The 23,166-nt window shown below is 38.3% G+C and carries 25 protein-coding genes, 1 pseudogene and 1 riboswitch; of the genes and pseudogenes, 6 read left to right on the top strand and 20 right to left on the bottom strand.

The genetic code is table 11. The annotated features are described in order from the left end of the window. The 3 genes from modA to MKX65_RS02960 all read right to left on the bottom strand — a co-directional run bounded on the left by modA (window position 1) and on the right by MKX65_RS02960 (window position 2,986). Window positions 1-786, bottom strand: a complete 786-nt coding sequence (modA, locus tag MKX65_RS02970) for a molybdate ABC transporter substrate-binding protein (RefSeq protein WP_377057757.1) — start codon at window positions 784-786, stop codon at window positions 1-3. A 123-nt stretch (window positions 787-909) separates the two neighbouring features. Then, a complete protein-coding gene (locus MKX65_RS02965; protein ID WP_340902232.1) occupies window positions 910-2,181 on the bottom strand; it encodes an MFS transporter in 1,272 nt (423 codons plus the stop codon). 22 nt (window positions 2,182-2,203) lie between these two features. After that, window positions 2,204-2,986: a PhzF family phenazine biosynthesis protein gene (locus MKX65_RS02960; RefSeq protein WP_340902229.1), complete on the bottom strand. Its 783-nt coding sequence runs from the start codon at window positions 2,984-2,986 to the stop codon at window positions 2,204-2,206. A 106-nt stretch (window positions 2,987-3,092) separates the two neighbouring features. Here MKX65_RS02960 and pdxR point away from each other — a divergent pair, with 106 nt between their 5' ends. Next, a complete protein-coding gene (gene pdxR / locus MKX65_RS02955; RefSeq protein ID WP_340902225.1) occupies window positions 3,093-4,571 on the top strand; it encodes a MocR-like pyridoxine biosynthesis transcription factor PdxR in 1,479 nt (492 codons plus the stop codon). 1,003 nt (window positions 4,572-5,574) lie between these two features. Here pdxR and MKX65_RS02950 read toward each other — a convergent pair. Both MKX65_RS02950 and MKX65_RS02945 read right to left on the bottom strand, forming a co-directional pair. Then, complete coding sequence (locus tag MKX65_RS02950) at window positions 5,575-6,171, bottom strand: methyltransferase domain-containing protein (RefSeq protein WP_160549677.1); 597 nt, start codon at window positions 6,169-6,171, stop codon at window positions 5,575-5,577. A 14-nt stretch (window positions 6,172-6,185) separates the two neighbouring features. Then, on the bottom strand, window positions 6,186-6,977 hold the full coding sequence (locus MKX65_RS02945; RefSeq protein WP_340902221.1) for an endonuclease/exonuclease/phosphatase family protein: 792 nt from the start codon (window positions 6,975-6,977) through the stop codon (window positions 6,186-6,188). Between the two features lie 232 nt (window positions 6,978-7,209). Here MKX65_RS02945 and MKX65_RS02940 point away from each other — a divergent pair, with 232 nt between their 5' ends. Next, window positions 7,210-8,082 (top strand): YitT family protein, encoded by an 873-nt coding sequence (locus MKX65_RS02940; protein WP_340906143.1) that lies wholly within the window; start codon window positions 7,210-7,212, stop codon window positions 8,080-8,082. 48 nt (window positions 8,083-8,130) lie between these two features. Here the strand turns inward: MKX65_RS02940 and MKX65_RS02935 are convergent, their stop codons facing one another. Next, entirely contained in the window at window positions 8,131-8,751 is a 621-nt protein-coding gene (locus MKX65_RS02935) for an alpha/beta hydrolase (RefSeq protein WP_160549766.1), read from the bottom strand. 131 nt (window positions 8,752-8,882) lie between these two features. Between MKX65_RS02935 and MKX65_RS02930 the strand changes: the two genes are divergently transcribed. After that, a complete protein-coding gene (locus MKX65_RS02930; RefSeq protein ID WP_160549767.1) occupies window positions 8,883-9,116 on the top strand; it encodes a hypothetical protein in 234 nt (77 codons plus the stop codon). Window positions 9,117-9,394: 278 nt separating this feature from the next. Beyond that, complete coding sequence (locus MKX65_RS02925) at window positions 9,395-9,982, top strand: ECF transporter S component (protein WP_160549768.1); 588 nt, start codon at window positions 9,395-9,397, stop codon at window positions 9,980-9,982. 73 nt (window positions 9,983-10,055) lie between these two features. Here the strand turns inward: MKX65_RS02925 and MKX65_RS02920 are convergent, their stop codons facing one another. The 5 genes from MKX65_RS02920 to MKX65_RS02900 form a co-directional block, all read right to left on the bottom strand. Then, window positions 10,056-10,202, bottom strand: a complete 147-nt coding sequence (locus MKX65_RS02920; protein WP_340902220.1) for a hypothetical protein — start codon at window positions 10,200-10,202, stop codon at window positions 10,056-10,058. Between the two features lie 69 nt (window positions 10,203-10,271). Next, entirely contained in the window at window positions 10,272-10,721 is a 450-nt protein-coding gene (locus tag MKX65_RS02915) for a DUF3231 family protein (RefSeq protein WP_340902219.1), read from the bottom strand. A gap of 228 nt (window positions 10,722-10,949) precedes the next feature. Beyond that, window positions 10,950-11,426, bottom strand: a complete 477-nt coding sequence (locus MKX65_RS02910; protein ID WP_340906142.1) for a DinB family protein — start codon at window positions 11,424-11,426, stop codon at window positions 10,950-10,952. 145 nt (window positions 11,427-11,571) lie between these two features. Then, the gene (locus MKX65_RS02905) at window positions 11,572-12,042 is read right to left on the bottom strand and encodes a hypothetical protein (protein ID WP_160549770.1); all 471 of its coding nucleotides are present in this window, start codon (window positions 12,040-12,042) and stop codon (window positions 11,572-11,574) included. Window positions 12,043-12,059: 17 nt separating this feature from the next. Then, entirely contained in the window at window positions 12,060-12,197 is a 138-nt protein-coding gene (locus MKX65_RS02900; RefSeq protein WP_160549771.1) for a hypothetical protein, read from the bottom strand. 121 nt (window positions 12,198-12,318) lie between these two features. On the opposite strand from MKX65_RS02900, the gene MKX65_RS02895 reads away from it, so the two are divergent. Next, window positions 12,319-12,459: a hypothetical protein gene (locus MKX65_RS02895; protein WP_169800445.1), complete on the top strand. Its 141-nt coding sequence runs from the start codon at window positions 12,319-12,321 to the stop codon at window positions 12,457-12,459. Window positions 12,460-12,815: 356 nt separating this feature from the next. Here MKX65_RS02895 and ftsZ read toward each other — a convergent pair. The 5 genes and pseudogenes from ftsZ to MKX65_RS02870 all read right to left on the bottom strand — a co-directional run bounded on the left by ftsZ (window position 12,816) and on the right by MKX65_RS02870 (window position 17,590). Then, window positions 12,816-14,166: pseudogene (gene ftsZ, locus MKX65_RS02890) on the bottom strand (cell division protein FtsZ). 372 nt (window positions 14,167-14,538) lie between these two features. Continuing rightward, a complete protein-coding gene (locus MKX65_RS02885) occupies window positions 14,539-16,602 on the bottom strand; it encodes a DUF4179 domain-containing protein (protein ID WP_340902216.1) in 2,064 nt (687 codons plus the stop codon). A 260-nt stretch (window positions 16,603-16,862) separates the two neighbouring features. After that, window positions 16,863-17,192 (bottom strand): DUF1904 family protein, encoded by a 330-nt coding sequence (locus MKX65_RS02880; RefSeq protein ID WP_340902214.1) that lies wholly within the window; start codon window positions 17,190-17,192, stop codon window positions 16,863-16,865. Window positions 17,193-17,211: 19 nt separating this feature from the next. Further along, window positions 17,212-17,385, bottom strand: a complete 174-nt coding sequence (locus tag MKX65_RS02875) for a hypothetical protein (RefSeq protein ID WP_340902213.1) — start codon at window positions 17,383-17,385, stop codon at window positions 17,212-17,214. Window positions 17,386-17,392: 7 nt separating this feature from the next. Next, on the bottom strand, window positions 17,393-17,590 hold the full coding sequence (locus MKX65_RS02870) for a hypothetical protein (RefSeq protein WP_160548294.1): 198 nt from the start codon (window positions 17,588-17,590) through the stop codon (window positions 17,393-17,395). A gap of 184 nt (window positions 17,591-17,774) precedes the next feature. Between MKX65_RS02870 and MKX65_RS02865 the strand changes: the two genes are divergently transcribed. Next, window positions 17,775-18,575: a hypothetical protein gene (locus MKX65_RS02865; RefSeq protein WP_160548293.1), complete on the top strand. Its 801-nt coding sequence runs from the start codon at window positions 17,775-17,777 to the stop codon at window positions 18,573-18,575. Window positions 18,576-19,193: 618 nt separating this feature from the next. On the opposite strand, the gene MKX65_RS02860 is transcribed toward MKX65_RS02865, so the two are convergent. From MKX65_RS02860 to MKX65_RS02845, 4 genes are all read right to left on the bottom strand, one after another. Then, window positions 19,194-19,928 (bottom strand): amino acid ABC transporter ATP-binding protein, encoded by a 735-nt coding sequence (locus MKX65_RS02860; RefSeq protein WP_340902212.1) that lies wholly within the window; start codon window positions 19,926-19,928, stop codon window positions 19,194-19,196. 20 nt (window positions 19,929-19,948) lie between these two features. Then, entirely contained in the window at window positions 19,949-20,692 is a 744-nt protein-coding gene (locus MKX65_RS02855; protein WP_340902211.1) for an amino acid ABC transporter permease, read from the bottom strand. 61 nt (window positions 20,693-20,753) lie between these two features. Then, complete coding sequence (locus MKX65_RS02850; protein WP_340902209.1) at window positions 20,754-21,590, bottom strand: transporter substrate-binding domain-containing protein; 837 nt, start codon at window positions 21,588-21,590, stop codon at window positions 20,754-20,756. A gap of 104 nt (window positions 21,591-21,694) precedes the next feature. Further along, window positions 21,695-21,876: riboswitch (Lysine riboswitch) on the bottom strand. 188 nt (window positions 21,877-22,064) lie between these two features. Continuing rightward, the gene (locus tag MKX65_RS02845; RefSeq protein ID WP_160548289.1) at window positions 22,065-23,132 is read right to left on the bottom strand and encodes a CNNM domain-containing protein; all 1,068 of its coding nucleotides are present in this window, start codon (window positions 23,130-23,132) and stop codon (window positions 22,065-22,067) included. Window positions 23,133-23,166: the final 34 nt, after the last annotated feature.

Below are 23,166 nucleotides of genomic sequence, written 5' to 3'. Positions count from 1 at the left end.
CTAATTTAACCCTTTAAATCCATACTTTTCTAGCGTTGCCATTGATGATGGGCTTTGAAGGTATTCATAGAATTCTAGAGCCTCTTTTGCATGGGAACTATTCTTAATGACCCCCAAAGGATAAATAATTGGTGCGTGAGAAGTTTCAACTGCTATTGCAACAATCTCTACTTTTTCCGAAATCAATGCATCTGTTTTATAGACGATTCCTGCATCAACATTGTTCGTCTCTACATATGTAAGCACTTGACGCACATCCTTGGCAAAGACAATATTCTCTTCTACAGATGTCCATATATTCAATTTCTCTAATGTTTCCTTTGCATACTTTCCTGCTGGTACAGACTCCGGGGTACCAATTGAAAGTCTCTCCGCTTTCGTCAAATCTTCAAATGACTTAATACCAAGAGTAGCTTCTTTTGGTACTACCAGAACGATTTCATTTCCCACAAGATCAACCCCATTTTCCTTCTCAATCAACCCTTCTTCCACTAGCTGATCAAATTTATCCTCTGCTGCTGAGAAGAATAGATCCACGGGTGCCCCTTGCGAGATTTGTTGTTGAAGTGCTCCGGATGCTCCGAAATTATAGTTTATTTTTACATTGGGATGATCCTTTGTGAAATTCTCCGTAATTTCATTTAAGGCCTCTTGTAAGCTTGCCGCTGCGGAAACGGTTAACTCTACTTCCTCCTCGAGCTCATTCGCTTGATCATTGGTGGAACATCCAGACACCATTAGCATGAACAGCATAAATATGTAAAATAAATTCCATTTTTTCATGATTGTTGTCCCTTCCACTTTATACATAACTAATTATAACTAAATATAATTAATCATAACAAGAATGAAGTGAACTTGATCACTTGTTTATAAAGAAGGCAACCGAGAACTCAGTCGCCTTCTTTTTTAACATGCCTTACCTGCCTCATCAGTCACTACCAAACGCTGCTTTTTTATCACTATAACGAATAAGCTAGCTAATATACAAAACATTCCTGCTAAAGCAAATGCCCATGAATAGGAGTTGAACACTTTGTATATTAATCCTGCTCCACCTGCTGCTACGGCTGAGCCTAATTGATGGGCTGCAAAGATCCATCCGTACACCACCACACTCTTCTCGATTCCAAAGATCTGCCTTGAAATATTAATCGTTGGAGGTACAGTAGCAATCCAATCTAATCCGTAAAACACAGAGAAAATAATTAGAAAAAGATAGGAACCATCCGAAAGAGCAAACGGTAGAAACATAAGTGAAGCTCCTCTTAAACTGTAATACCAAAACAACAGCCAACGATTATCAAATCGATCCGATAACCAACCGGAAAGAGTGGTTCCTATTAAATCAAACACACCCATTAACGAAAGCATAGAAGCTGCCGTTACAGCAGTAAAACCAAAGCCTATACAATAGGAAATAAAATGTGTTCCAATCAATCCACTAGTGGAAAGACCACAGATAAAAAAGCTTCCTGCTAGCAACCAAAATTCCTTTACTTTTACCGCTTCAAATAAAGTTTGAAAGGCAATAGTTATAGGGTTTTTCTTTTGTTCTACCTTATTTTTCGCTGAAGCCTCTTCTTGCCCATATGGAAGAAGCCCCACTTCCTGTGGAGAATTTTTCATAAATAATAGAATGATAGCCAGCATAACGACGCTTAGGAAAAGAATAAGGCCCATCGCCCATTTCCAGGAATAGCTTTCTACCATCACTGCTAACAACGGCAGGAGAATTAATTGTCCTGTCGCTGTGCTTGCTGTTAAAATACCTAGCGCAAGTCCTCTCTTTTTTTCAAACCATTGATTAGCAATGTATGGACTTAAAACGGTTAAGAACAAACCAGAACCCAAACCGATAATGATTCCCCAAATCAAAACCAACTGCCAAGGTTTCTCCATGAAAAGAGTGAGAAGAATCCCCCCTAATAAGGTTACCATGGCTAAAATCATCATTTTCTTTAAGCCGAGGACCTCTATCAAAGCAGCCATGAACGGTCCTGAAATACCGTATAGAAGAAGGCTAATGGCAAATGCAAATGAGATGGTTGATCGTTCCCAACCGAAGTCCGTTTCAAAAGGAACGATGAACACTCCTGATGAGGAACGTATGATACCTGCCGTTATGATAGAAAAAAACGCAATAAATAATATCACCCAACTATAATGAATACGTTTCAAGCCTTCACCCCTTTTTCAATTTTTATTCCTCGATCATTAGCTCTGCCACTGAATATAAAACAGCTCTTCCAGACATTTTTACTCGAGTATCCTCATGTTTACAATATAGCGTACCGCCTCTACTTGATAATTGTCTAGCTACCATTTCTCTTTTTCCTAATCTATTAGCCCAAAAAGGAATTAAACTACAATGCAAGGAACCTGTGACGGGATCTTCATTTACTTTTAGCTTAGGAAAAAAACCTCGGGAAACAAAATCGAATTCGTTGCCTTTTGCCGTCACACAAACACCCAATCCTTCTGGTATTCTTTCTAATTGGGCAAAGTCAGGACTGACCTTTCTTACATCTTCCTCGGATTCTAGTACAAAAATAAGATCCCTATTCAAGTACGCTTCTTTTGGCACCATTCCTAAAGCACTGATCATTTGCTCAGTAATGGAGATGGGTTCTGAAGGAACACAAGGGAAATCCAGTTCAAATAAATCATCTTGTTTATTGACGGTTAATTCTCCACTGATGGTATGAAATTTGACACTCTCTAATTGCATTTCATAATAATTAAAAATTATAAATGCCGTTGCTAATGTGGCGTGCCCACAAAGGTTAATCTCGCCTCCAGGTGTAAACCATCTCAGTCGATAATGCGCACCTTCTTTTACGGCAAAAGCTGTTTCTGATAAATTATTTTCGATGGCGATTTTCTGCATCAGTTCATCTGAAATCCAATCTTTCATGATACATACTCCTGCTGGATTACCTTCAAAAACCTTTTCTGCAAAAGCATCAACAACAAAATACTTCATCTCATTCCCTCCAGTGTTATAATGTGTTAAATAAATTAAGGATAGTTTATATCTGTTTGTATATAACACTCAATACCCTTTTATAACACTTAAAGGAGATCAAGTCATGCACATTGAGATTCAACGGAATGCGGACATTTCCATAACAAAGCAAATATACCAATCTATTCTCGATCATATTCGTTCAGAACTTGTAGAAGAAGAATTACAATTACCTTCTGTGCGTGAGCTCTCCAAACAGCTTGGGGTAAGTCTAGTGACTGTAGTAAAAGCCTATCAAAAGCTCGACCAAGAGGGTTATATCACGTCTGTTCAAGGGAAAGGTACATTTATAAGAAAGACAAAAGTCCAAGAATCTGAACGGAAAGAAAGCACCTGTTCATACGATTGGCAACTTTCCGTTCAAGATTATTTACCAAGGTCTCAATTTGCTCGTTTTCATCAAGTCCCTGAAAGAATTCATCTTTCCTCTTCTATGATAGACCCTGGACTGCTACCTAACCGATACTTAGAGCAAGAAATTCATAAGATGTTTTCCGAAAATCCCAAAGTTCTCTCACAGTATGGAGAAATCCAAGGAGATCAAGCGCTAAGGCAGGCGATGGTGGAGTATTTACAGAGGCTGGACTTGCCAACTTCTCCTGAAAATATTTTAGTTACAAGTGGTTCGCAACAAGGAATTGACTTAGTTGCTCGTACTTTTGTTGGACCAGGGGATGTAGTGGTCATGGAAGCTCCCACCTATCCAGGAGCGATTGATGTGTTTCGCGGGAGAGGGGCTACCATTCTGACCGTTCCTGTTGATAGCGATGGAATGAGAATCGATTTACTTCAAAATTTGTGTGATAAATATAAACCAAAAATCATTTACACGGTGCCCACGTTTCATAATCCAACTGGTGCTGTCATGCCCACCAAACGCCGCAGACAACTTCTTGAGATTGCTAAAAGTACGCAGTGTTTAGTGATTGAGGATGATCCATGTAGTGAAATCTATTTTGATAGAAAGCCTCCAGCATCCATAAAAAGTTTGGACGAAGACGGTCATGTCATTTACCTGAAAGGATTAAGCAAAATACTAGCTCCCGGTTGTAGAATTGGCATATTAACTGCTTCTGGTTCTATATTCAAACGTCTATTAGCTGCCAAGGCAAACACCGATTTAGGGAGTCCGTTACTTACACAAAAAGCCATCCTTCCATTTATATCTTCCAAAAGAATGATGGATCACCTAAAAAAATTAAGAACTGCTCTTAAGATCAGGCGCGACCTGGTTCTAGAGATTCTGACGCAACATGCACCTGAAGAAGTTTCTTGGTTCATACCAAAAGGAGGATTAAACGTATGGATTACTCTTCCTTCCTGGATTCATACCGACCACCTCTTATTAGAAGCAAAGAAAGAGCAAATCACTTTTTTACCTGGATCAGCTTGTTACCCTACCGAACAAGAAAATCATCATTTACGAATCAGCTTTTCTTATATGAAGGAACAACAATTAGAGCAAGGTGTAACCACCATTTGCCATATCCTACAATTAGCTATAGACTCAAAAATGAAACAGGATAGCTCGCCATATTTTTGAGTAGAGATCCTACGGGGTTTGGACTGGTCATGGGGGTTTTAGAACTTGAGAGATCGAATCAAGCGGTTATTCAGACAGGTCTTGTTAGAATTCACATATGAGGGTCCAAATCATGAGGTCATTTAGACAAGTCTTGATGGAATCCGCCCTTGCGAGTCCCTTTCCTGCGGGGTTTTAGACTGGTCTTGATAGTTTTAGAACTTGAGAGTCTGAATCAAGCGGTTATTCAGACAGGTCTTGTTGGAACTCACATTTGAGTGTCCAAATCATGAGGTCATTTAGACAAGTCTTAATGGAATTAGCCCTTTCGAGTCCCTTTCCTGCGGGGTTTTAGACTGGTCTTGATAGTTTTAGAACTTGAGAGTCCGAATCAAGCGGTTATTCAGACAGGTCTTGTTGGAACTCACATTTGAGTGTCCAAATCATGAGGTCATTTAGACAAGTCTTGATGGAATTCGCCCTTGCGAGTCCCTTTCCTGCGGGGTTTTAGACTGGTCTTGATAGTTTTGGAACTTAATAGTCCAATTCCAGAGACTATTTAGACAAGACTTAATGGGATTCGTACTTAGTTGTCCAATTCCTGGGACTACCCGAACTGGCCTTGATGCATTTTTCTCTCGATAGTCCGAATCCTAGGGGGTATCGGCATGACTTGATGGAATTTACCCTAAAATGAAAACTAGCGTGAGAATTCTCACGCTAGTTTATGTGTCCTTTTATACTTATGAACCCGAAATGAGATATTAAGCAACATGATTGATAAAAAAGATAATTGTTCAGGTTAATTTTTAAATCAAATGATATTATAACGCGCTTAACATCCCATCCCATATTCGTTGTCATACAATTAGAACTATACCCCTATTCAAGAGAATTAAACCTCTTATTTATTAATAATAATAGATAATTTGTATAAATCCGTTAGTTGTTCCACAAAGAACCAGTCCCATCAACAAGGAAAAACCCTTGGTATGACTGGTTCCTTTTTATAGATTATGGGAAATCACTTTATACTACTAGATATAAACATCGACGCATCTTGCTTCATAAAAATACGATTTCCATGATGGAATGTCTTAATGCTTGTTGATTTAAAGCCCACTTCAGCTAAACTTTTTATCAGTTCATCATGTGAAAAACCGTTATGTACTTTCGGATGATTTATTTTATCATTTTTGTCAAAATCAATGATTATTAGCTTTCCATCATGATTTAAAATAGTGAACAATTCTTGTAAAATCTTTTTAGTATCCGGAATATGCAGAAGGACTAGGGATAGTAACACGATGTCTGCCTTAAGTTCAGGAGTGTCTTGGGTAAAATCTGAATAAAGGACTTTTGCGTTAGCTATTCCTTTGTGAGAAATTTTAGCTTTTGCAACTTCCAACATTTGTTCTGATGAATCGACTAACAAGATAGAGTCCACTAAATCTGCTAATTCTAAACTAACCAGACCCGTACCACTTCCATAGTCTATTAATGATTTTGATTTACTATTTTGTAATTCGGGTCTTACTTCATTAACAATAACTTTAGCTAATGCCATCCTTTCTTCTGTATCATATCTTTTTGCCATCTCTTCAAAAACGTTATTTTCCATATTCCACTCCCCTATCAAATCATATTTAATTTTATTTCTACTCCATAATGATCAGATACGACTGATTTATTTTTGTTATTAAAAATTACATTTGAGGAAATCACGGGAACTTTGTGATTGGTGAGAATTAAGTCAATCCTTTTTTTCAAAACATTGCCTTCCCATCCAGCAATTTCACCTTCTACCGTCACACCCTCATCTTTATTCACTGCAAGATGATAGGTGTCAATCAGTCCATGACTGAGTAAATATTCATAGCCTTCCCCATCAACGAAGGCATCGTTATTAAAGTCACCCATAAAAAAAGCCATTTTATCCATATTTGCATATTTAAAAAGGTTATCTGCCTGATTTTTGAAGGGTTCTTCTTCATCATGCCACCAGCCCATATGACAAGAATAAAAAGAAAGTGGTTTATCATCGTATTGAATGGTGGCACCAACAATCTTTCTTGTCTTCCAATTAGTTGAATCCAAGCAATTTGAGGCATAGAAAGAATGTTCTTCTATCACAGGATGTTTTGTTATGATGGCCAAACCTTCTTCAAAGTTTTTATACAAATGGGAAAATCTCCAAACAAGTGAGTATTGATCTTCCCCTAGTTTTTTTAGTTCGTTTATTAAGACTAAAGCAAAATTATCTTTTTTTATTTTTCCATATACAACTTCTTCTTCGACCGTCTGGTTTACCTCTTGTAATGCAATAACATCATAGGAATTCTCTTTTATCGTTTCGACCAAATGCATGATTTTCTCGTATTGATTATCTTCCTGCCAAGAATGACAATTTAGCGTTAATAATTTCATAGCTTTATCCCTCAACATCATTTATTTGCTGTTGAACATCATTTCACGAATTTTTTAAGTTCAAGTATCTATCACATAACTTATTAAAGTTATTTAATAAGTCCCTATATTAAATAACATAATACATTATTTCATGCTAGTAAGCTAATTCTTAAGGTAGCTCTAGGAATAATTAAACCACTTTTTTATGGTAAACTTATATAACAAATGTCTTAAAGTGAGGAATATGATGATGAAATCAATGGAAAAACAAAAGAAGTTCAAATTTAAAAAGGTATTACAAGCACTAATGGTCATACTTGGAGGATTGATCGCAGCATATGGATTAGAAGCCGTATTGATTCCAAACAGTGTATCAGATGGAGGAGTGACGGGCGTTAGTATTGTTGGTTCACAGCTTTTCGGTTTACCACTAGGTGTACTAATTGCCATCCTTAACATCCCTTTTGTCTGGTTAGGATATAAGCAAATCGGAAAAAGCTTTGCCTTATTATCTATTTTAGGCATTGCATCACTTGCCGTTGGTACCATTTTTATGCATCACACCCCAGCAATCATTGAGGGAGATACCTTGTTAGTAACAGTTGTTGGTGGAATTATTCTTGGATTTGGAATGGGATTAGCACTACGAAATGGTGGTGCACTGGATGGAATTGATATGCTTGCGGTTTTACTTTCACGAAAATTGCCATTTGGAACGAGTGACCTCATTCTATTCTTAAACATTTTTGTGTTTATTTTTGTTTCAACGGTCTTTGGGTTGCAAGGGGCTTTCCTATCAGCCATTGCTTATTACATAGCATCTAAAGTAATTCATATTGTTGAAGAAGGTTTAAGTGGTTCTAAAACCTTTCAAATTATTACAACCCAACCTGAAATCATGATCGAGACTATTCGTGACCGTTTGGGTCGAGGTGCGACATACAAAGAAGCTTACGGTGGATTTTCGAACGAAAAATTTAAAGAAATCACCTGTGTGATCAACCGCTTAGAAGAAACGAAGCTAAAGGAAATTATTAATGAAATCGATGAAAATGCCTTTGTGACTGTATATGACGTAGCTGAAGTGAAGGGCGGAAATTTTAGAAAGCACAATATTCATTAGATCATATAACAAGAACGAGTTTCCGTTTAAAAGGAAACTCGTTAGTTTTTAAAACTCACTAATTTCAATCATTACATTTTTCAATAGTTCAATAGATTTTATTGGATCTTCATCAAGCTCTAAACTGTGATTTCCACCATCAACTACTTTGAATCTGAGATTAGGATTATCTTTCAATCTTTCAAAACGCTCCACAATGAAACAATGATCTTTCTCTCCCATTATACAAAGTCCCTTATGATCACTATGAACCATTGCGTGAAATACATCATCTCTTTGTAGTAATGGGGTCAACCATACTACTTTCGCTTCCTTAAACATCGTATGTTTTAACAGATAACTTAAAGCGATTGTACCAATTGATTTAGCCACCACATAATAATTACTATAGTTCTTGTTCTTTATTGCATGGTCAATGACAAGTTGTACCCCTCTAGTGAAATCCTCTTCACTGAGTTCAGATAATTCCTGCCTATTATATGTATAGTTAATATGTAATACATCGAAACCTTTATTGTAGAATACGCCCGTTGTAAATCGTAACAGTGGAGCCTGTGTGGTGTAACCAGCCCCAGGTAAGACAATAACTAGATGATTGGTTTCTTCCTTTTGCTCTATCAGACTGAATGGAATCATTTTTGAACTAACATGATCATTATTAGTTACCATTTTCTCACCCCTTAATAGATGTCTATTCTCCACTATTAGAAAATAATCCTTCTTCAAGAAAGCACCTGATGTATAAAAATCTATCAATCTGGAAATAATAAAAATTATCATTATATTCGGAGCGTGATTATATGTTGAAAGGATATTTAGAAACTCGTGGTATTTATAAGGAAACCATCTTAATCTCTCCCATAACGGGTCATACGTTTTCCATTGAAAGATTGATAGAATGTATAGAAAAGATAGGAAAGGAGGAAAGTTTCCTTCATGTTCTTAACATCTTGCCATTTAGAAACGATACAAAATTGCTAATTAACTATTTATCAGGAATCGGAGAAGGCTACTTAAGAAAAATTGCTTTGTAAGTTCGTGAGTGCGCAGTTGGTAAGGTACCCGAATTTTCACTAGGAAGGCTTTTAATAGAATCTGTTAAAAACTAGCTCAATAATATACTGGATTTAGGGTATGTAGACTTATAAATGTCTAGTACCCTTTTATATTTTGGTTAGCGTTATACATGCTTTTATTTTCGCAGATGAAGTACTCTCAACAAAAGAGATATATGGACAATCGTTGTCTTAATAAGTCTTACGTGGCAAAATAGATTTTATGAAGCCTACTAAAGAATAGAAGGAGCTTATTCATGAACAAAAAAAATAAGACATTCCGTATGGTCCTATTAGGAATGCTTTCTGCCATCATCATTATTCAAACGACCATTCCGTTTTTAGGGTATATTCCGATGGGACCGCTTAGCTTGACGATTATTCAGGTAACGGTCATTACTGCAGCAATCGTCCTCGGAACGAAGGAAGGAGCCATTGTAGGCGGCATTTGGGGAATCATCACGTTCATCAGGGCATTTGTCGCTCCGACAAGCGTAATTGCCCCCATTGTTTTCACGAACCCGCTTGTATCTATTTTGCCTCGAATCTTAATTGGTGTGGTTGCTGCATATGTATTCCATCGATTACTCAGTGGAAAGCTCAATGAAACAGTAAGAATGAGTGTTGCCGGTGTGCTGGGTTCTTTAACAAATACGGTCTTAGTGCTTGGATTCATTTATTTATTTTATGGGGAGCCATATGCGAACTTTTTGAAGTTGGACATGGAGCAGCTTTTGCCTGCGCTTCTGACCATAGTGGCCACTAATGGATTGACTGAAGCGATTCTTGCAGGTGTGTTGACGCCGATTATTTCAAAACCGTTATTAAGATGGAGGAAAAAATAGCGCCATTGCTCGATAAGACTGTCGACAAACTCATGTATTTTAAGTTTGTCGTCAGTCTTTTATTTCAGTGGTCTTAGGAATTAGGAGTGGAGTTTTCCGTTCCAGAATCAGAACTTCCACTTTTCAGAATTTCATTGATTTCCCCAACATCGCCTTTGGCATTTATTATTTCAAATATCTGATTTAGTCCTTCGCTAGTTTCCTGCTCTTTGTCTTTCATCCGGGTCCTCCCTATAGAATTCATAATAGGTTTTCCAGCTTATTTTAAAATGATAGTTAAGTATCGTCTTTATGGTGCACCTGGAGGATAGTAATATGGAGGTACCTTTAACCATCCTCGCTTACGCATTAGTGTTTTTAATGTATTTCCAAACATTGACCATTCTAAGTAGTATTGTAACCACATAATCCCTACATCACTACGAACAGAATCAGCTTGACCTTTCGAACAAGCTTGTAAACATGTAACAATCTTGAAGGCTACTCCATTGGCCAGCTCATTATCCGTTAACTTTACAGCTAAAGGAATATGATTGGGCTGAGAGTCTGGATTGGATGATGTTACATCCGATAACGGAATCCCCTCACTTCTCATAAACTTACTTAGGTTTTTCACTTGAGTTTCACATATTCGAATCAAGTCTTTCAGCATTTCCTTTACTTCATCATCAGTTGTTGTGTTTAATCTCATTTCTTCGTAACGTATGAACTCTTCTACCAAAGGGTGATTTAGGTTCATTCGTTGTATCTATTGATATTTTTAAAGCGTTCCAAGCTGCCTCAAAAGGATTAGACATTTATACATACCTCCATACTTTTATTTTTCCAATTAAGTGGAAAAGCATGTGCACTGAAAGTCTGTTTTTTAGCTAATCTGACCTTTAGTACATTTTTTCATAAAGAAAGAAAGTACAAGCAGCAGATGTTGTTTAAAAACGCAGTATTATTTCAATACTGCCCCGTTTGTTTAATAAAAATGGACAGCTTTAAACTCTCTACCAACGAAATTAGAGGATACAGGTTGTAGTTCCACTTCTCTCGACCAAACCGAAAGTTGGCCGATATGATGAATCTCATGTGCAATAAGATGGTGAAGTATTTCATCCACAGTGTATTTTTCTTCATCCCAAGGAACACTGACACTCTGTTCCTTAATGTCATCTAAATTTGTTCTTAAAAATTCAACTATTTCAATACGTAATTTATCTGAAAGAGATTTAACCTTTTCAAGTGTATTATAATCAGCAAACTGAAATACTACATCCTCTTTCCCCTGAATACCACGAATCCAACTATATTCCACATCAATTATATGGAAAAGTGTATATAAAATATTTCCTACTCCACCCTTACGATTCATTAACAATTCCTCAATTGTTAATTGTTTGCACCAGTCAAACCACTCATCTCTTACCTGCCAGTTATATTCAAAGAATTTAATTATTGTAAACACTCCAATCTCAGCTAAATACAATGTATTTCAATGTAATGGAAACCATTTCCTCATTTACCTAACCCACCCTTTTAATCGAATAAGAAAAGCGATTCTCCATTCTTGAAGAATCGCAACCGTTATTTCGAGAAGGAAGTTAGTTTCTATTCCTCTTTAACAGCTTTTTGACTTCTTTCTCTATGGTTACAATTAAAGCAACCTTACTTAAGTTTGAAATATTATCTCCATATCGAAAATCATCTATCATTTCACTAATGTTGTACCATTCTTCTAGACCATCGCAATTATAAAGTTCACGAACTATTTCATAAATATTATAAGCTAAATCAATTGCTCTATTTTCTTCTTGAAGTATCCTTTTTGCTAAGTGCTGAATGTAATATTCAGCACACTCTTCAAAAGTAGGTTCTTGTATTTTTAATTCCCTTAACGCACTTTTAAAATAATCTTCAACCTCAAAAATATTGAGTGGTTCTCTTAGAGATGAAAGTATGTTCAAAGAAAACGATTCATTATTACTTTCCAACATCTTTAACGCCCAATTTATATAATCAACAGGGTCATCTTTACCTTGATTTATTTTATAAAACAAAATTGGAGTATTCATATTTTCATCTCTCATTCTTAACTATCATTAATTAGAAGCTCATAGTCCTCATCGTTCCATTTAAATATTCGGTAGTTATATTCAACAATCCTTCTTCCAGTAACCTGCCCCGTTAGTTGATCAACGAAAAAGACAGCTGCTTGCCGGAATTCCATCTTCACCCCATACTCTAATTACTTTAAGTCCATTTATTCACAATTTAATGTTTTATGATTATTTTTTTAAAGGACCGCAAATTAAGAAGGTAGGTAATGTCTTAACAAAGGAGGAACACCAATGTCCAAAGATAAGCAGACACCTTCATCAGAGGTAGACCAAAAGAAACTTTTAAATGATAAAGTAGAGAAAGCTCGTCAAAACAATTTTGAAGATAACCACATTCGAAGAGTGACTACAAACGGTGCGCAAGGAGAATAAGTCTTTTCTCAGGAGCAGAATATCAATTCACGATATTCTGCTTTATACATTCAGTTAGTCTAATAGGTGTACACTCATTACAATGTTCATAAAATAAGCACGCTATTTGTTATCTGAAAAAACGCGTTCTTTTTTATGAAATTTTCCTCAATCGTTCTTCAAATATCCTGCCTCTTTTGTACAATAAGAAAAAAAGATCACCTGCAGTAATCCCTATCTTTAACTCTATCACCCTATCGTAAAAATTTAGGGGCTTTGCATGACCGAACCAAATTAAAATGGCTGAATTAACGTTTGTTTTAATCTATATTAAAAGGCCAAATCGCAAATGATTTGACCTTTTTGTTCGTTTGGGTTTACCCTCTTCTGTTTCGCTTCCGCAAGAACGATGGAATATCAAGCGAGTCATCTTGCTGCTGGGTACTCCGTTCGTAATTTGCGGGCTCTTCGTAGGCAGGCGGCTGTCTGTGATTGCCGGATTGGCTGTAGTTTCCAGATTGGCCGTAACTGCCGGATTGAATGTAGTTTCCAGATTGACCGTAGCTGCCGGATTGACGGTAGCTGCTGGATTGGCTGTAGTTTTGGGCTTGGTCGTAATTCCAAGATTCTGCATGGGCGACAGGCTCTCGCTGTCTCGAGTGATCATGGTATTGCTCACGGGAATTGGCCATCACGTCCCTAGTACGGCGCGATGTGTTCGACGGGGGAGCTTCCTCCTCATCATGATCGAAGCCGGTCGCAATCACGGTCACCATGATTTCATCGTTCAGGTTTTCATTGATGACCGATCCAAAAATCATGTTAAGCTGGTCATCTGTTGCAGCCGCCACAATGTCGGCCGCTTCCTGAACTTCATACAAACTGAGGTTCATGCCGCCTGTGATGTTCATCAACACTCCTTTCGCGCCGTTGATGCTTGTTTCAAGCAGCGGTGAGGAGATGGCCTTTTTGGCAGCTTCGGCAGCACGGTCTTCGCCTGTAGCCACTCCGATGCCCATAAGCGCCGTTCCTTCGTTGGACATGATTGTTTTCACATCAGCAAAGTCCAAGTTAATCAAGCCTGGCACGGCGATCAAGTCGGAAATGCCCTGGACACCCTGCCTGAGGACATTGTCCGCCTCACGGAAGGCTTCAATCATCGGCGTTTTCTTGTCAACAATTTCTAGCAATCGCTCATTTGGAATGATGATTAAGGTATTAACGGCTTTCTTCATCTCTTCAATTCAAGCTGCAGCATTTTGTGCCCGCTTGCGGCCTTCAAAATGCAGCATTTTGTGCCCGCTTGCGGCCTTCAAAAGTAAATGGACGAGTCACCACCCCAATCGTAAGCGCACCAAGTTCGCGCGCAATATGGGCAATCGCCGGCGCAGCTCCGGTCCCGGTTCCGCCACCCATTCCGGCCGTTACGAATACCATGTCCGCACCTTGTAGGGCATCACTGATTTGTTGCCTGCTCTCCTCGACAGCCTTTCTGCCGATTTCAGGGTTGGCACCGGCACCTAAGCCCCTGGTCAACGTACCACCGATTTGCATCGTGACCTCCGCCTTTGACATGTTGAGAGCCTGCGCATCTGTATTCACGGCAATGAACTCCACTCCCTGCACGCCGTCCTCAATCATCCGGTTCACCGCATTATTTCCGCCGCCTCCAACTCCAATTACTTTTATAGTGGCAAATTGATCGATATTGGTTTCAAATCCTAGCATATATAGTCCCCCCAATTAGCTTCAGATATTGCCCCCTATTTTTCTCTATACCTATAAAATTCGCCACCGGTTTGGAAATTCCGTCATTTTTCTGTTATTTGTTAAAGAACTGTAATTTCTATGTAATAAAGTGTCATTAATGGTGGGACGCACAAGTGGCTCTGCTGGAATTGGAATATCGGCTTTTTAAAATTTGTGGAGATCATCAAGGATTGGCCCCTCAATCAAAAACCGTCTCAATCCAGGGATAAAGACGGTTTAGTTCCATTTCGTTCATTAAAAAACATATGGCCAGAATCCACCTACTGATTGGACAGCTATGATTAATGTAAAAAACCTAAGAAACCCAAATTATACATCTCCTAAAATACGTTATTCCAACTCCATCGTCACAATATCATTCAAATATTTAGTTGTATTATACCCAAAAATATCAAGTCTTTTAGGAACCATGTTGCTATTTTCTAATCTAAGCGTTTGAACTGTGATGAAATGACGTGGTTGTTCAATTTCTTCATAGTTGAAAGGAGTGTTGTTCATGTCGTATATTACCCCGTTTTTGTCCACGATGACTCCTTCTGTCTCCATGTTCATGGAATTAGGTAAACTTTCATCTTCCCCAACAATATTGATATGTAGGGACTCATAGGCTCGATTCTCAATTTCATGGTCGCTTATCACAATCGTCGTTGGCACTCCAACTTCGACCTTATCGATGCTGATCGAACTTCCCGCGTATTCAAAGGTTTGAGGATATTCCTGAGTCACATCCAGTGCGATGGTTTTTTGGTCTTCATATGTTAAATAAGCCGATTCAAATTGAACGCTAACTTCTTTTGGTTTTTCTCCTAAATGAGTATCAAATTGTGCTTGAAAACTATACCAGTTCATATCCGGCTGTGAATTCGTAGGCATGCTCCCAAACATATCTGCTTTGACGATTTGATTGTTGACTTCTAGGTTGCGAAACGTAAGGAATTCTATCCTCTTCTCTATCTGTGTTCGACTGACACTATATTGTAAAGTCGTTGTTGTTGGTGCAACGATCAATTTCTCAAATCGAACCGGTATTCCTTCGATTTCAGTTTCAGCTTTCAATGCAAATTCGGTAGAAGGTTGTTTCGTTACAGGGATTTCAAAACTCCACTCCCCTGTCTTGTACTGATTGTTTCCGTAAGGCCAGTATTCATTCGACTCAGAGGAATCACGAATCAACTGCATAAGCTTGGTAATCTTTAACTCGACGGTCCCTTCATCCGTCTTGAGCGGCAAGAGACTAATCTTCCCTTGATACACGTTCTTTTCTTGATTATTAATATCAGATTCAAGGTCTGGAGGATAGTATTTTGGGTAGGTATCACGGTTCATAATCTCATTTTCGTTTCCTACAAAAACTCCGTCATTATAATTCATAAAATATTGATTATCCTCATTGGAATCAATGATTTCATAAAAAACGAGGGTCTGAACATCGTCAGCAACCACGCCTTTAATTTTAACTGACACCCCTTCGCTTTCCGCCTCCAGGGTTACCCTTTCACCCAGATCCTGTTGCAGAAAAGCACGCAGCTGTTCATCTTCTTCTGTCCATGTATAGTAAAGGTTAGAATAGACCCCCGTGAAAAATCCGATACTCATGAGCGCTGCGAAAACACTTGCAAAAACGAGCCCCCATTTTTTACGCTTCTCGTTTCTTTGACGTCTAATGTTTTCCTCTTCTAACAGCCTCTCTTTAACATTCTCCATTAATCCAGAGGGTACATGTAAATCTTGTAGCCTATCGGTATGGTCTAATAATGATAACCTAGCATCCTGAAAGGTAGACAAATCCTCCTGACATTTCTCACAATGATAGATATGTACTTCAAAATCAACCCTCTTCGGCCGCTCCATCGTTCGTTCTAAATAATCAATGTAATTCTTATGATATTCTGTACAGCCATGAAAGGTTTCCCCAATGCCCATTTGTTTTCTAAGTGATCGGATTCCAGAATACAACAACTCCTTGATCTGATTCACTGAAACTCGAAGTATATGTGCTGCTTCCTCCTGGGAGAATCCTTTTACATAGGTTAGGAGCAACCCTTCTCTCTCATCTTCTTTCAGATGATCAAGCGCGGTAAGTAAATCCGGACGTGGTTCCTTATCCACTACCGCTTGATTGGCTCTATTATGCGAAAAGGTTCGGCAGTGTTGGATGAAAAGGGAAGTTACCCACATTTCGAAGGATGTGTCATGCTTAAATCGCGGTAGCTCTTTATGGACTTGTATCATAGATTGATAGAAAAGTTCTTCCAATTGATGCTGATTACTAAGATAAAAATAACCAAGTGTATACAAGGATTGCATATGCTGTTCGAACCAATCGACGACGTATTCCATGCTTTTCTCTCTTTTTGTAGAGATAGGGTTGGAATCTATTTTTGCCGGGATCATATAAATCCCCCCTCTAACATTTTTTGGAATGACCTACTCTTATTCTAAATCTTTATAGTCTATTTATCTATTTGAAATATGATAAACTTCATGGGAAACAATTTGCTCGACCGGAATTGCCATGAACGTTTAAGAGCTTTTTTTCTCTATAAAAAAATTCAATCAAACGTTTGATTGAATTTTTCTGGGGTAAACAAAAGGACGGTTCCCGCGTTTCATCTGAAAATGAAACAGGAGAACCGTTCCCATGTTATTTTCTATTAAGCAAAACTCTTTCCATTAAGATAATAATCAGACTCCCTAAAGGTATGGAAAGCCACTTCTACTTCAGGTATCCCGAGGGAATGAACCTGTTTCGTTATGATGTTAGCAAATTCATCCTGAATCTCTCTCCCCCGGTCAAACCATTTGACTTCAATAAATGGATATCCAGGAACCTCTTCTCCATCGAAAACAAAGATAGAATTCATAATCTCTAATGTAAAATTATCGGTTCCACAGTCACAAAGGGTAGCCAATTCTTGTACCAGTGGTTCACTAATGGTTTTTACCTGTTCAACGGTTATTCCTCTAATTATTAATTGCGGCACCTTAATAACTCCTCCAAATCTACTTGTATTTAAATCCTTGTTGCTTCAATTTAGGACTAGAGTTTTTGGCATACTGCTCAAATCCTTTGTCATAAAAATGAGCTGCTTTACTGGACCAATTACTTGCATCCTGGCCTTTCGTCCGTTCAGACATATAGAGCGAAGTATCAGTCGATCCATTGTTTCCCTTCATCCTTTATTCACTCTTCCTCAATCACCCTAGCCACATTTTTACCGCAATTTTTACACTTTCCTTTTAACACAATACCAAAATTACTTTCTTCTACTATAAAAGCAGTAATCGTAGTTACATCAGAGCAATTTCCACACCAAACATTACCTAGTAGACTATTTCTCATCTCTTTCGGAATGGAAAGCCATTTTTTATTTGCATCCATCTGTAAAACCCCTTCTATAATTTTTTTACCATTACTTAATTTAGACAAAATAGAATCAATGTAACGTAACCCCCATTACATTCTAATTCAAAACTGTTCAAAAATCCTTCACAAATGCCCAAAAACCACCCTGTCCAATTGAACCGCCCTTCTCTATATAAGCAATGAAGGGACGGTGCCAAGAATGAATTTAAAAAATGGTTGTATTGAACAATTTGAAACATATTCTCTATTTTCTTCTTTAAAAGATTTTAATACTCATATGGAAATGTGGATGGCTATCCATAAACATGATTTCTCTAAGGGGGAACGAGTGGGATTGAAGCGCCTCGTTCGTTATGCTGCGAAAATTCCTGGCGTTTGCAATGCCAAAATTGGGACCGTGTTAAAAGCCATCCATGAGGAACACAACGGAAACGGAATCTCCCGTTCAACTTTTAAACGAATGATTCAAAAGGCGATTAGGTTAGGACTGTTGATCGTTCATGAAACCGAAAGAAATAATGGTTCTCAGTCTAGTAATCTGTATATTTTTCAACCTTTTCCTACAAACGGACTACCCAAGGAAGATGATTTGAACCACCATAATAAAACTAGTAATCCTTCTAAAACTAAAAATATAAAGATTAAAGAACGTAAAGAAACGGAATCACCCGAACCTTCCGAGGCTATGAATGACAAGCCACTAGATTACACTTACACAAGCGATCTGGTTCCTTACTCCTTCTCTCAAGTCGTCAGATACTTCTTTCCAGAGGCTAAAAAGATCGAGGAATTCTGGAAAATGGCCCAAATCGCCGCCTACCGGAATAATTGTGAACGCCAAACCGATCTCGTGGTAAATATGGCCGTGCACTCCTTTAAACAAATGATTAGCAAAATCAAAGCAAGCACCTTACACAAGCCTATTGCCTATTATTACGGAATCCTGAATAAAAAGTTTGAAGAGCTTTATTTTGAAGAGTTATATGAAATGGGGTTTTGATGGAGTCGGTTCTGAATCCCATGAACGCTTGGAGAAGTGCTGTATGGGAACCTGGGTGTGGCTTTGGTTCCCTTGAGCCCTTGAAAATATGCTGCATGGGAATCTAAGTGTGGCTTTGGTTCCCTTGAGCCCTTGAAAATGTGCTGCATGGGAATCTAAGTGTAGGTTTGGTTCCCTTGAGCGCTTGAAAATGTGCTGCATGGGAATCTAAGTGTAGGTTTGGTTCCCTTGAGCCCTTGAAAACGAACTGAACGGGAATCTAAGTGGGGGTTTGGTTCCCTTGAGCCCTTGAAAACGAACTGAATGGGAATGTAAGTGTAGGTTTGGTTCCCTTGAGCCCTTGAAAACGAACTGAACGGGAATCTAAGTCTAGGTTTGATTCCCTTGAGCGCTGGAAGTTGAACTAAACGGGAATCTAAGTGTGGCTTTGGTTCCCTTGAGCGCTGGAAATTGAACTAAACGGGAACCTAAGTGGGGGGTTGATTCCCTTGAGCGCTAAAAAAAAGAGCGCAACGGGAATCTGAACATGCGTTTGATTCCCCTGAGCGCTAGAAAAGGATAAAAAAACCTTCACTTGCTAGGTAGCAAGTGAAGGCACAGTTTCAGTAATAATTGCGATTATTTTAACGTTCGTTTCAAGAATTCTCTTGTACGTTCTTGGCTTGGATTAGTGAAAATTTGCTCTGGAGTGCCTTCTTCGGCAATGACGCCTTGGTTCATGAAGACCACTCGATCCGATACTTCTTTGGCAAATTCCATTTCATGCGTCACGATCAACATCGTCAGACCTGATTCTGCGAGTTCCTTCATGACTTTCAGAACTTCTCCTACCATTTCTGGATCTAGTGCAGATGTTGGTTCATCAAATAGCATCACATCTGGGTCCATGGAAAGGGCTCTAGCAATGGCCACACGTTGCTTTTGTCCACCAGACAGTTGCTTAGGCTTTGCGTTAATATATTTATCCATTCCAACCACCTTCAAGTACTTCATCGCTACTTTTTCGGCTTCTTCCTTGGAGCGTTTGAGTACTTTAACTTGTCCTACCACACAGTTCATTAGAACATTGTGATTGTTAAAAAGGTTAAATTGTTGGAACACCATACCTAAATGCTGTCGGTAAGCCGCTACATCATGCTTGTCATCTAGTATATTTTCGCCATGATAAATAATTTTTCCGCCGCTTGGCTTTTCTAAAAGATTCACACATCGAAGAAGAGTGGATTTACCAGAACCTGAAGAACCGATAATGGTCACTACTTCTCCTTTGTTCACTGAAAAATTAATGTCTTTTAATACTTCATGAGTTCCAAAGGATTTGTTTAAATGCTGAATATCAATAATCTTTTCCAAAGTCTCTCCTCCTTCTCTCATTACTTTTGAGCCACTTCTACTTGTGTTTCGTTAACAATCATCGTATAGCTATCAGAGCCATCTAACTTCTTTTCGATATAAAGCAAGATTCTTGTCACAATAAACGTCATTACAAAATAAATCAGACACGCAACGAAGAAAGATTCAAAATATCTAAAGTTATTGCCTGAAATCGATTTGGTAACAAAAAATAACTCGGTCACGGAAATGACATTCAGAACGGACGTATCTTTAATATTAATAACAAATTGATTTCCTGTTGCAGGTAAAATATTTCGAATGACCTGTGGCAATACCACATTCCACATCGTTTGTAGATGATTCATTCCGATCGCATGTGCGGCTTCAAACTGCCCTTTTTCAATCGAAACAATTCCACCACGTACAATTTCCGCCATATAAGCTCCTGTATTGATCGATACGACAAAAATAGCGGCCACAAACACATTCATATCGATACCGAATGCCAAGGCAGATCCATAGAAAATAACCATGGCTTGTACAATCATCGGTGTTCCACGGAAGAACTCTATATATATAGAAAGAATCAGGTTTATTACTTTTAAAAATATTTTCTTCCCACCACGGTCAGGCATGGGGATCGTTCGTATAACCCCTGCTAATAATCCAATCATTGCCCCAAAAATCGTTCCAACCAAAGCTATTAAAAGGGTTAACCCAGCACCACGAAGGAACATAGGCCAGTTTTCCGCAATGATTTTAATCACCCATTCAAGACTCATCATTTCTCCTCCTTACCGTATAAAACCGACTGTATGCATATATACAGCCGGTTTCTGAATTCTATTTTGCTGCAGGTTGATTCTGAATAGCGCTATCCATGATGCTTGTGCGCTCTTCCTCTGAGATACCTGCTAAAATTTCATTGATTTTCTCTGTTAAATCACTGTCTTTTTTCAAACCGACTGCGATCGCTGTATCATCTTCTGATGTTTCAAAGCCATCTTCAAATTCAACCATCACATAGTTTTCATTGGCAGCAGATGCACTAACTCCTTCAGGACGTTCTGAAACATATCCATCAATGATCCCTGATTCTAGAGCAACTCTCATTGCCGGGAAGTTGTCCATCGCCGTTTTCTTGTTTACACCTTCGATTTGATCAATCACATTGTAGTGGAATGTATTTAATTGAGCTGTGATTTTCGCACCTTTGAAATCATGGATTGAAGTAGCTCCTTCATACTTGCTGCCTTTTTTCACAACCATTACTAAATTTGACTTGTAGTAATTATCCGTAAAGTCTATGGTTTCCTTACGCTCAGCTGTTGGTGACATTCCAGCAATAATCGCATCAATTTTACCTGATGTTAAAGCTGGTACTAAGCCATCCCACTCTGTTTTAACAATCACTAACTCTTTACCTAATCCTTCAGCGACCTTCTTTGCGATTTCCACATCATATCCACCTGCATACTCTGCAGAACCATCAATTTTAACTCCACCGTTAGAATCGTCGTTTTGAGTCCAGTTAAAAGGAGCATAACCCGCTTCCAAACCTACCTTAAATGTATTATCTTCTGATGATCCAGAATCAGAACCATTACTTGATCCACATCCTGCTAATAAAAGAATCGATGAAACCAACAAAACTATGAATAATGATAACTTGTTTTTCATGATGTCTTTCCCCCTGTTATTTTATCGTACTAAAACAAAAAACGACCTGAGATAAACTCAGGTCGCGTTATGCATAGTTGTCCTAAAGTCCCCTCTTTTATCCCAAATGAGATAGCACAACTCAATAAACGACTAAGTTTATCGAGACAGTCCTGCAGCTCTTAACTACAGACCCAGCATGTAATACCGAGAATATTACAAACTTCGGCGACATTTCCTTCTCCTTAGCATCATTGCTTCTCAAACTCCACTAAAGACTGTTAAATATCGCGCCTCTACCCCACTGTTAAAAGTGAGGTTTTATTCAATTATTTTCTTATACTACAATACTATCTTTTAGTTCGTCAACTAGGTTTTTTGTGACAAATTGCATCTGGACCTGTTACGACATATTTAGAGATGGATAATGGCCATGAACCTTAGTTCATGACCACGAATAACTTACAGACTTTTCTTGAGTACCACAAATAAATATTAAGTTGTGGCCAACATTTCATTACCATCTAATTCATCTCGAATTTCTCCAACAATTTCAGATAAAATATCCTCCATCGTAACAAGACCGACGCTAACACCTTGATCATCCGTCACAATGGCCATATGAGTACGAGTTTGTTGCATCTTTAGAAATACATCCTTAATCGAGATCGATTGCTTAAATCGAGGGATGTCATGGATGAAATCACCAATCTCACCCTTTCTTCCAGCCGCAATGCTTGTAAGCATTTCCTTAGTATTGATAAATCCAATAAAATCTTTTGTTTTATCACTCATGTCATTTACTGGATAACGAGTAAAATCATACTTATCAATCACTTCAATTATTTCGGCTAAGGATTGATGCTTTTCAAGTGTAATCATTTCGGATTTAGGAATCATGATATCCTTTAGCTGTCTTTCATCAAACGCAAAGATATTTTTTAAATAGGCAAGCTCTGTTTGGTTGATTTCTCCGCCTGCATAGCTTTGCGCAACAATCAGCTTTAACTCTTCCTCAGAATGGACTGTATCGTGACCGGACGGCTTTACACCGAATAGGTTAAGAAGCTGTCGAGCAGATCCATTTAGGACACGAATCACTGGGCTCATGATATATCCAAACCAATAAAGCGGTGGGGCTAATAATAACGTCATTTTTTCTGAGTATTGAATGGCTAATGTTTTAGGAGCAAGCTCACCAATCACTACGTGTAGGAGTGAAACAACAGTCAATGCAATAAAGTATGAAAGCATTGTTGCTACAGCAGCAGGGATATTGAACTCTTCAAACAAAGGCTGTAGTATTTTTTGTACTGTCGGTTCACCTAATGCACCTAACACCAGAGCTGTAATCGTAATCCCCAACTGACAAGCAGATAAATAGTAATCTAGCTCCTTTGCTACTTTTTTCGCTAACTTTGCCTTCTTATTTCCTTCAGCTATCAATTGATCGATTCTTGACATTCTAACCTTCAAAATTGCGAATTCTGCTCCAACAAAGAATGCTGTCAACAGGATGAATACTGCTATCAAAAATAAATTTAAGATTATCATTCCGTCCAATTATTTCCCTCTTTCTGAGGGATTCACCTCCAAG

Source organism: Robertmurraya sp. FSL R5-0851 (assembly GCF_038002965.1).
GTDB classification, from domain to species: domain Bacteria; phylum Bacillota; class Bacilli; order Bacillales; family Cytobacillaceae; genus Robertmurraya_A; species Robertmurraya_A beringensis.
This window is presented reverse-complemented; position numbering and strand designations above follow the sequence as displayed.

Bases quoted from the DNA above. Each gene is read 5' to 3' on its own strand.
- MKX65_RS02950 (WP_160549677.1), bottom strand. From the start codon at position 6,171: ATGGAAAATAACGTTTTTGAAGAGATGGCAAAAAGATATGATACAGAA.
- MKX65_RS02960 (WP_340902229.1), bottom strand. From the start codon at position 2,986: ATGAAGTATTTTGTTGTTGATGCTTTTGCAGAAAAGGTTTTTGAAGGT.
- MKX65_RS02855 (WP_340902211.1), bottom strand. From the start codon at position 20,692: ATGAGTCTTGAATGGGTGATTAAAATCATTGCGGAAAACTGGCCTATG.
- MKX65_RS02920 (WP_340902220.1), bottom strand. From the start codon at position 10,202: ATGAAAGACAAAGAGCAGGAAACTAGCGAAGGACTAAATCAGATATTT.
- MKX65_RS02905 (WP_160549770.1), bottom strand. From the start codon at position 12,042: ATGAATACTCCAATTTTGTTTTATAAAATAAATCAAGGTAAAGATGAC.
- MKX65_RS02895 (WP_169800445.1), top strand. From the start codon at position 12,319: ATGTCCAAAGATAAGCAGACACCTTCATCAGAGGTAGACCAAAAGAAA.
- MKX65_RS02945 (WP_340902221.1), bottom strand. From the start codon at position 6,977: ATGAAATTATTAACGCTAAATTGTCATTCTTGGCAGGAAGATAATCAA.
- MKX65_RS02940 (WP_340906143.1), top strand. From the start codon at position 7,210: ATGAAATCAATGGAAAAACAAAAGAAGTTCAAATTTAAAAAGGTATTA.
- MKX65_RS02935 (WP_160549766.1), bottom strand. From the start codon at position 8,751: ATGGTAACTAATAATGATCATGTTAGTTCAAAAATGATTCCATTCAGT.
- MKX65_RS02875 (WP_340902213.1), bottom strand. From the start codon at position 17,385: ATGAAGGGAAACAATGGATCGACTGATACTTCGCTCTATATGTCTGAA.
- MKX65_RS02930 (WP_160549767.1), top strand. From the start codon at position 8,883: ATGTTGAAAGGATATTTAGAAACTCGTGGTATTTATAAGGAAACCATC.
- pdxR (WP_340902225.1), top strand. From the start codon at position 3,093: ATGCACATTGAGATTCAACGGAATGCGGACATTTCCATAACAAAGCAA.
- MKX65_RS02915 (WP_340902219.1), bottom strand. From the start codon at position 10,721: ATGAACCTAAATCACCCTTTGGTAGAAGAGTTCATACGTTACGAAGAA.
- MKX65_RS02850 (WP_340902209.1), bottom strand. From the start codon at position 21,590: ATGAAAAACAAGTTATCATTATTCATAGTTTTGTTGGTTTCATCGATT.
- MKX65_RS02885 (WP_340902216.1), bottom strand. From the start codon at position 16,602: ATGATCCCGGCAAAAATAGATTCCAACCCTATCTCTACAAAAAGAGAG.
- MKX65_RS02865 (WP_160548293.1), top strand. From the start codon at position 17,775: ATGAATTTAAAAAATGGTTGTATTGAACAATTTGAAACATATTCTCTA.
- MKX65_RS02870 (WP_160548294.1), bottom strand. From the start codon at position 17,590: ATGGATGCAAATAAAAAATGGCTTTCCATTCCGAAAGAGATGAGAAAT.
- MKX65_RS02900 (WP_160549771.1), bottom strand. From the start codon at position 12,197: ATGGAATTCCGGCAAGCAGCTGTCTTTTTCGTTGATCAACTAACGGGG.
- MKX65_RS02925 (WP_160549768.1), top strand. From the start codon at position 9,395: ATGAACAAAAAAAATAAGACATTCCGTATGGTCCTATTAGGAATGCTT.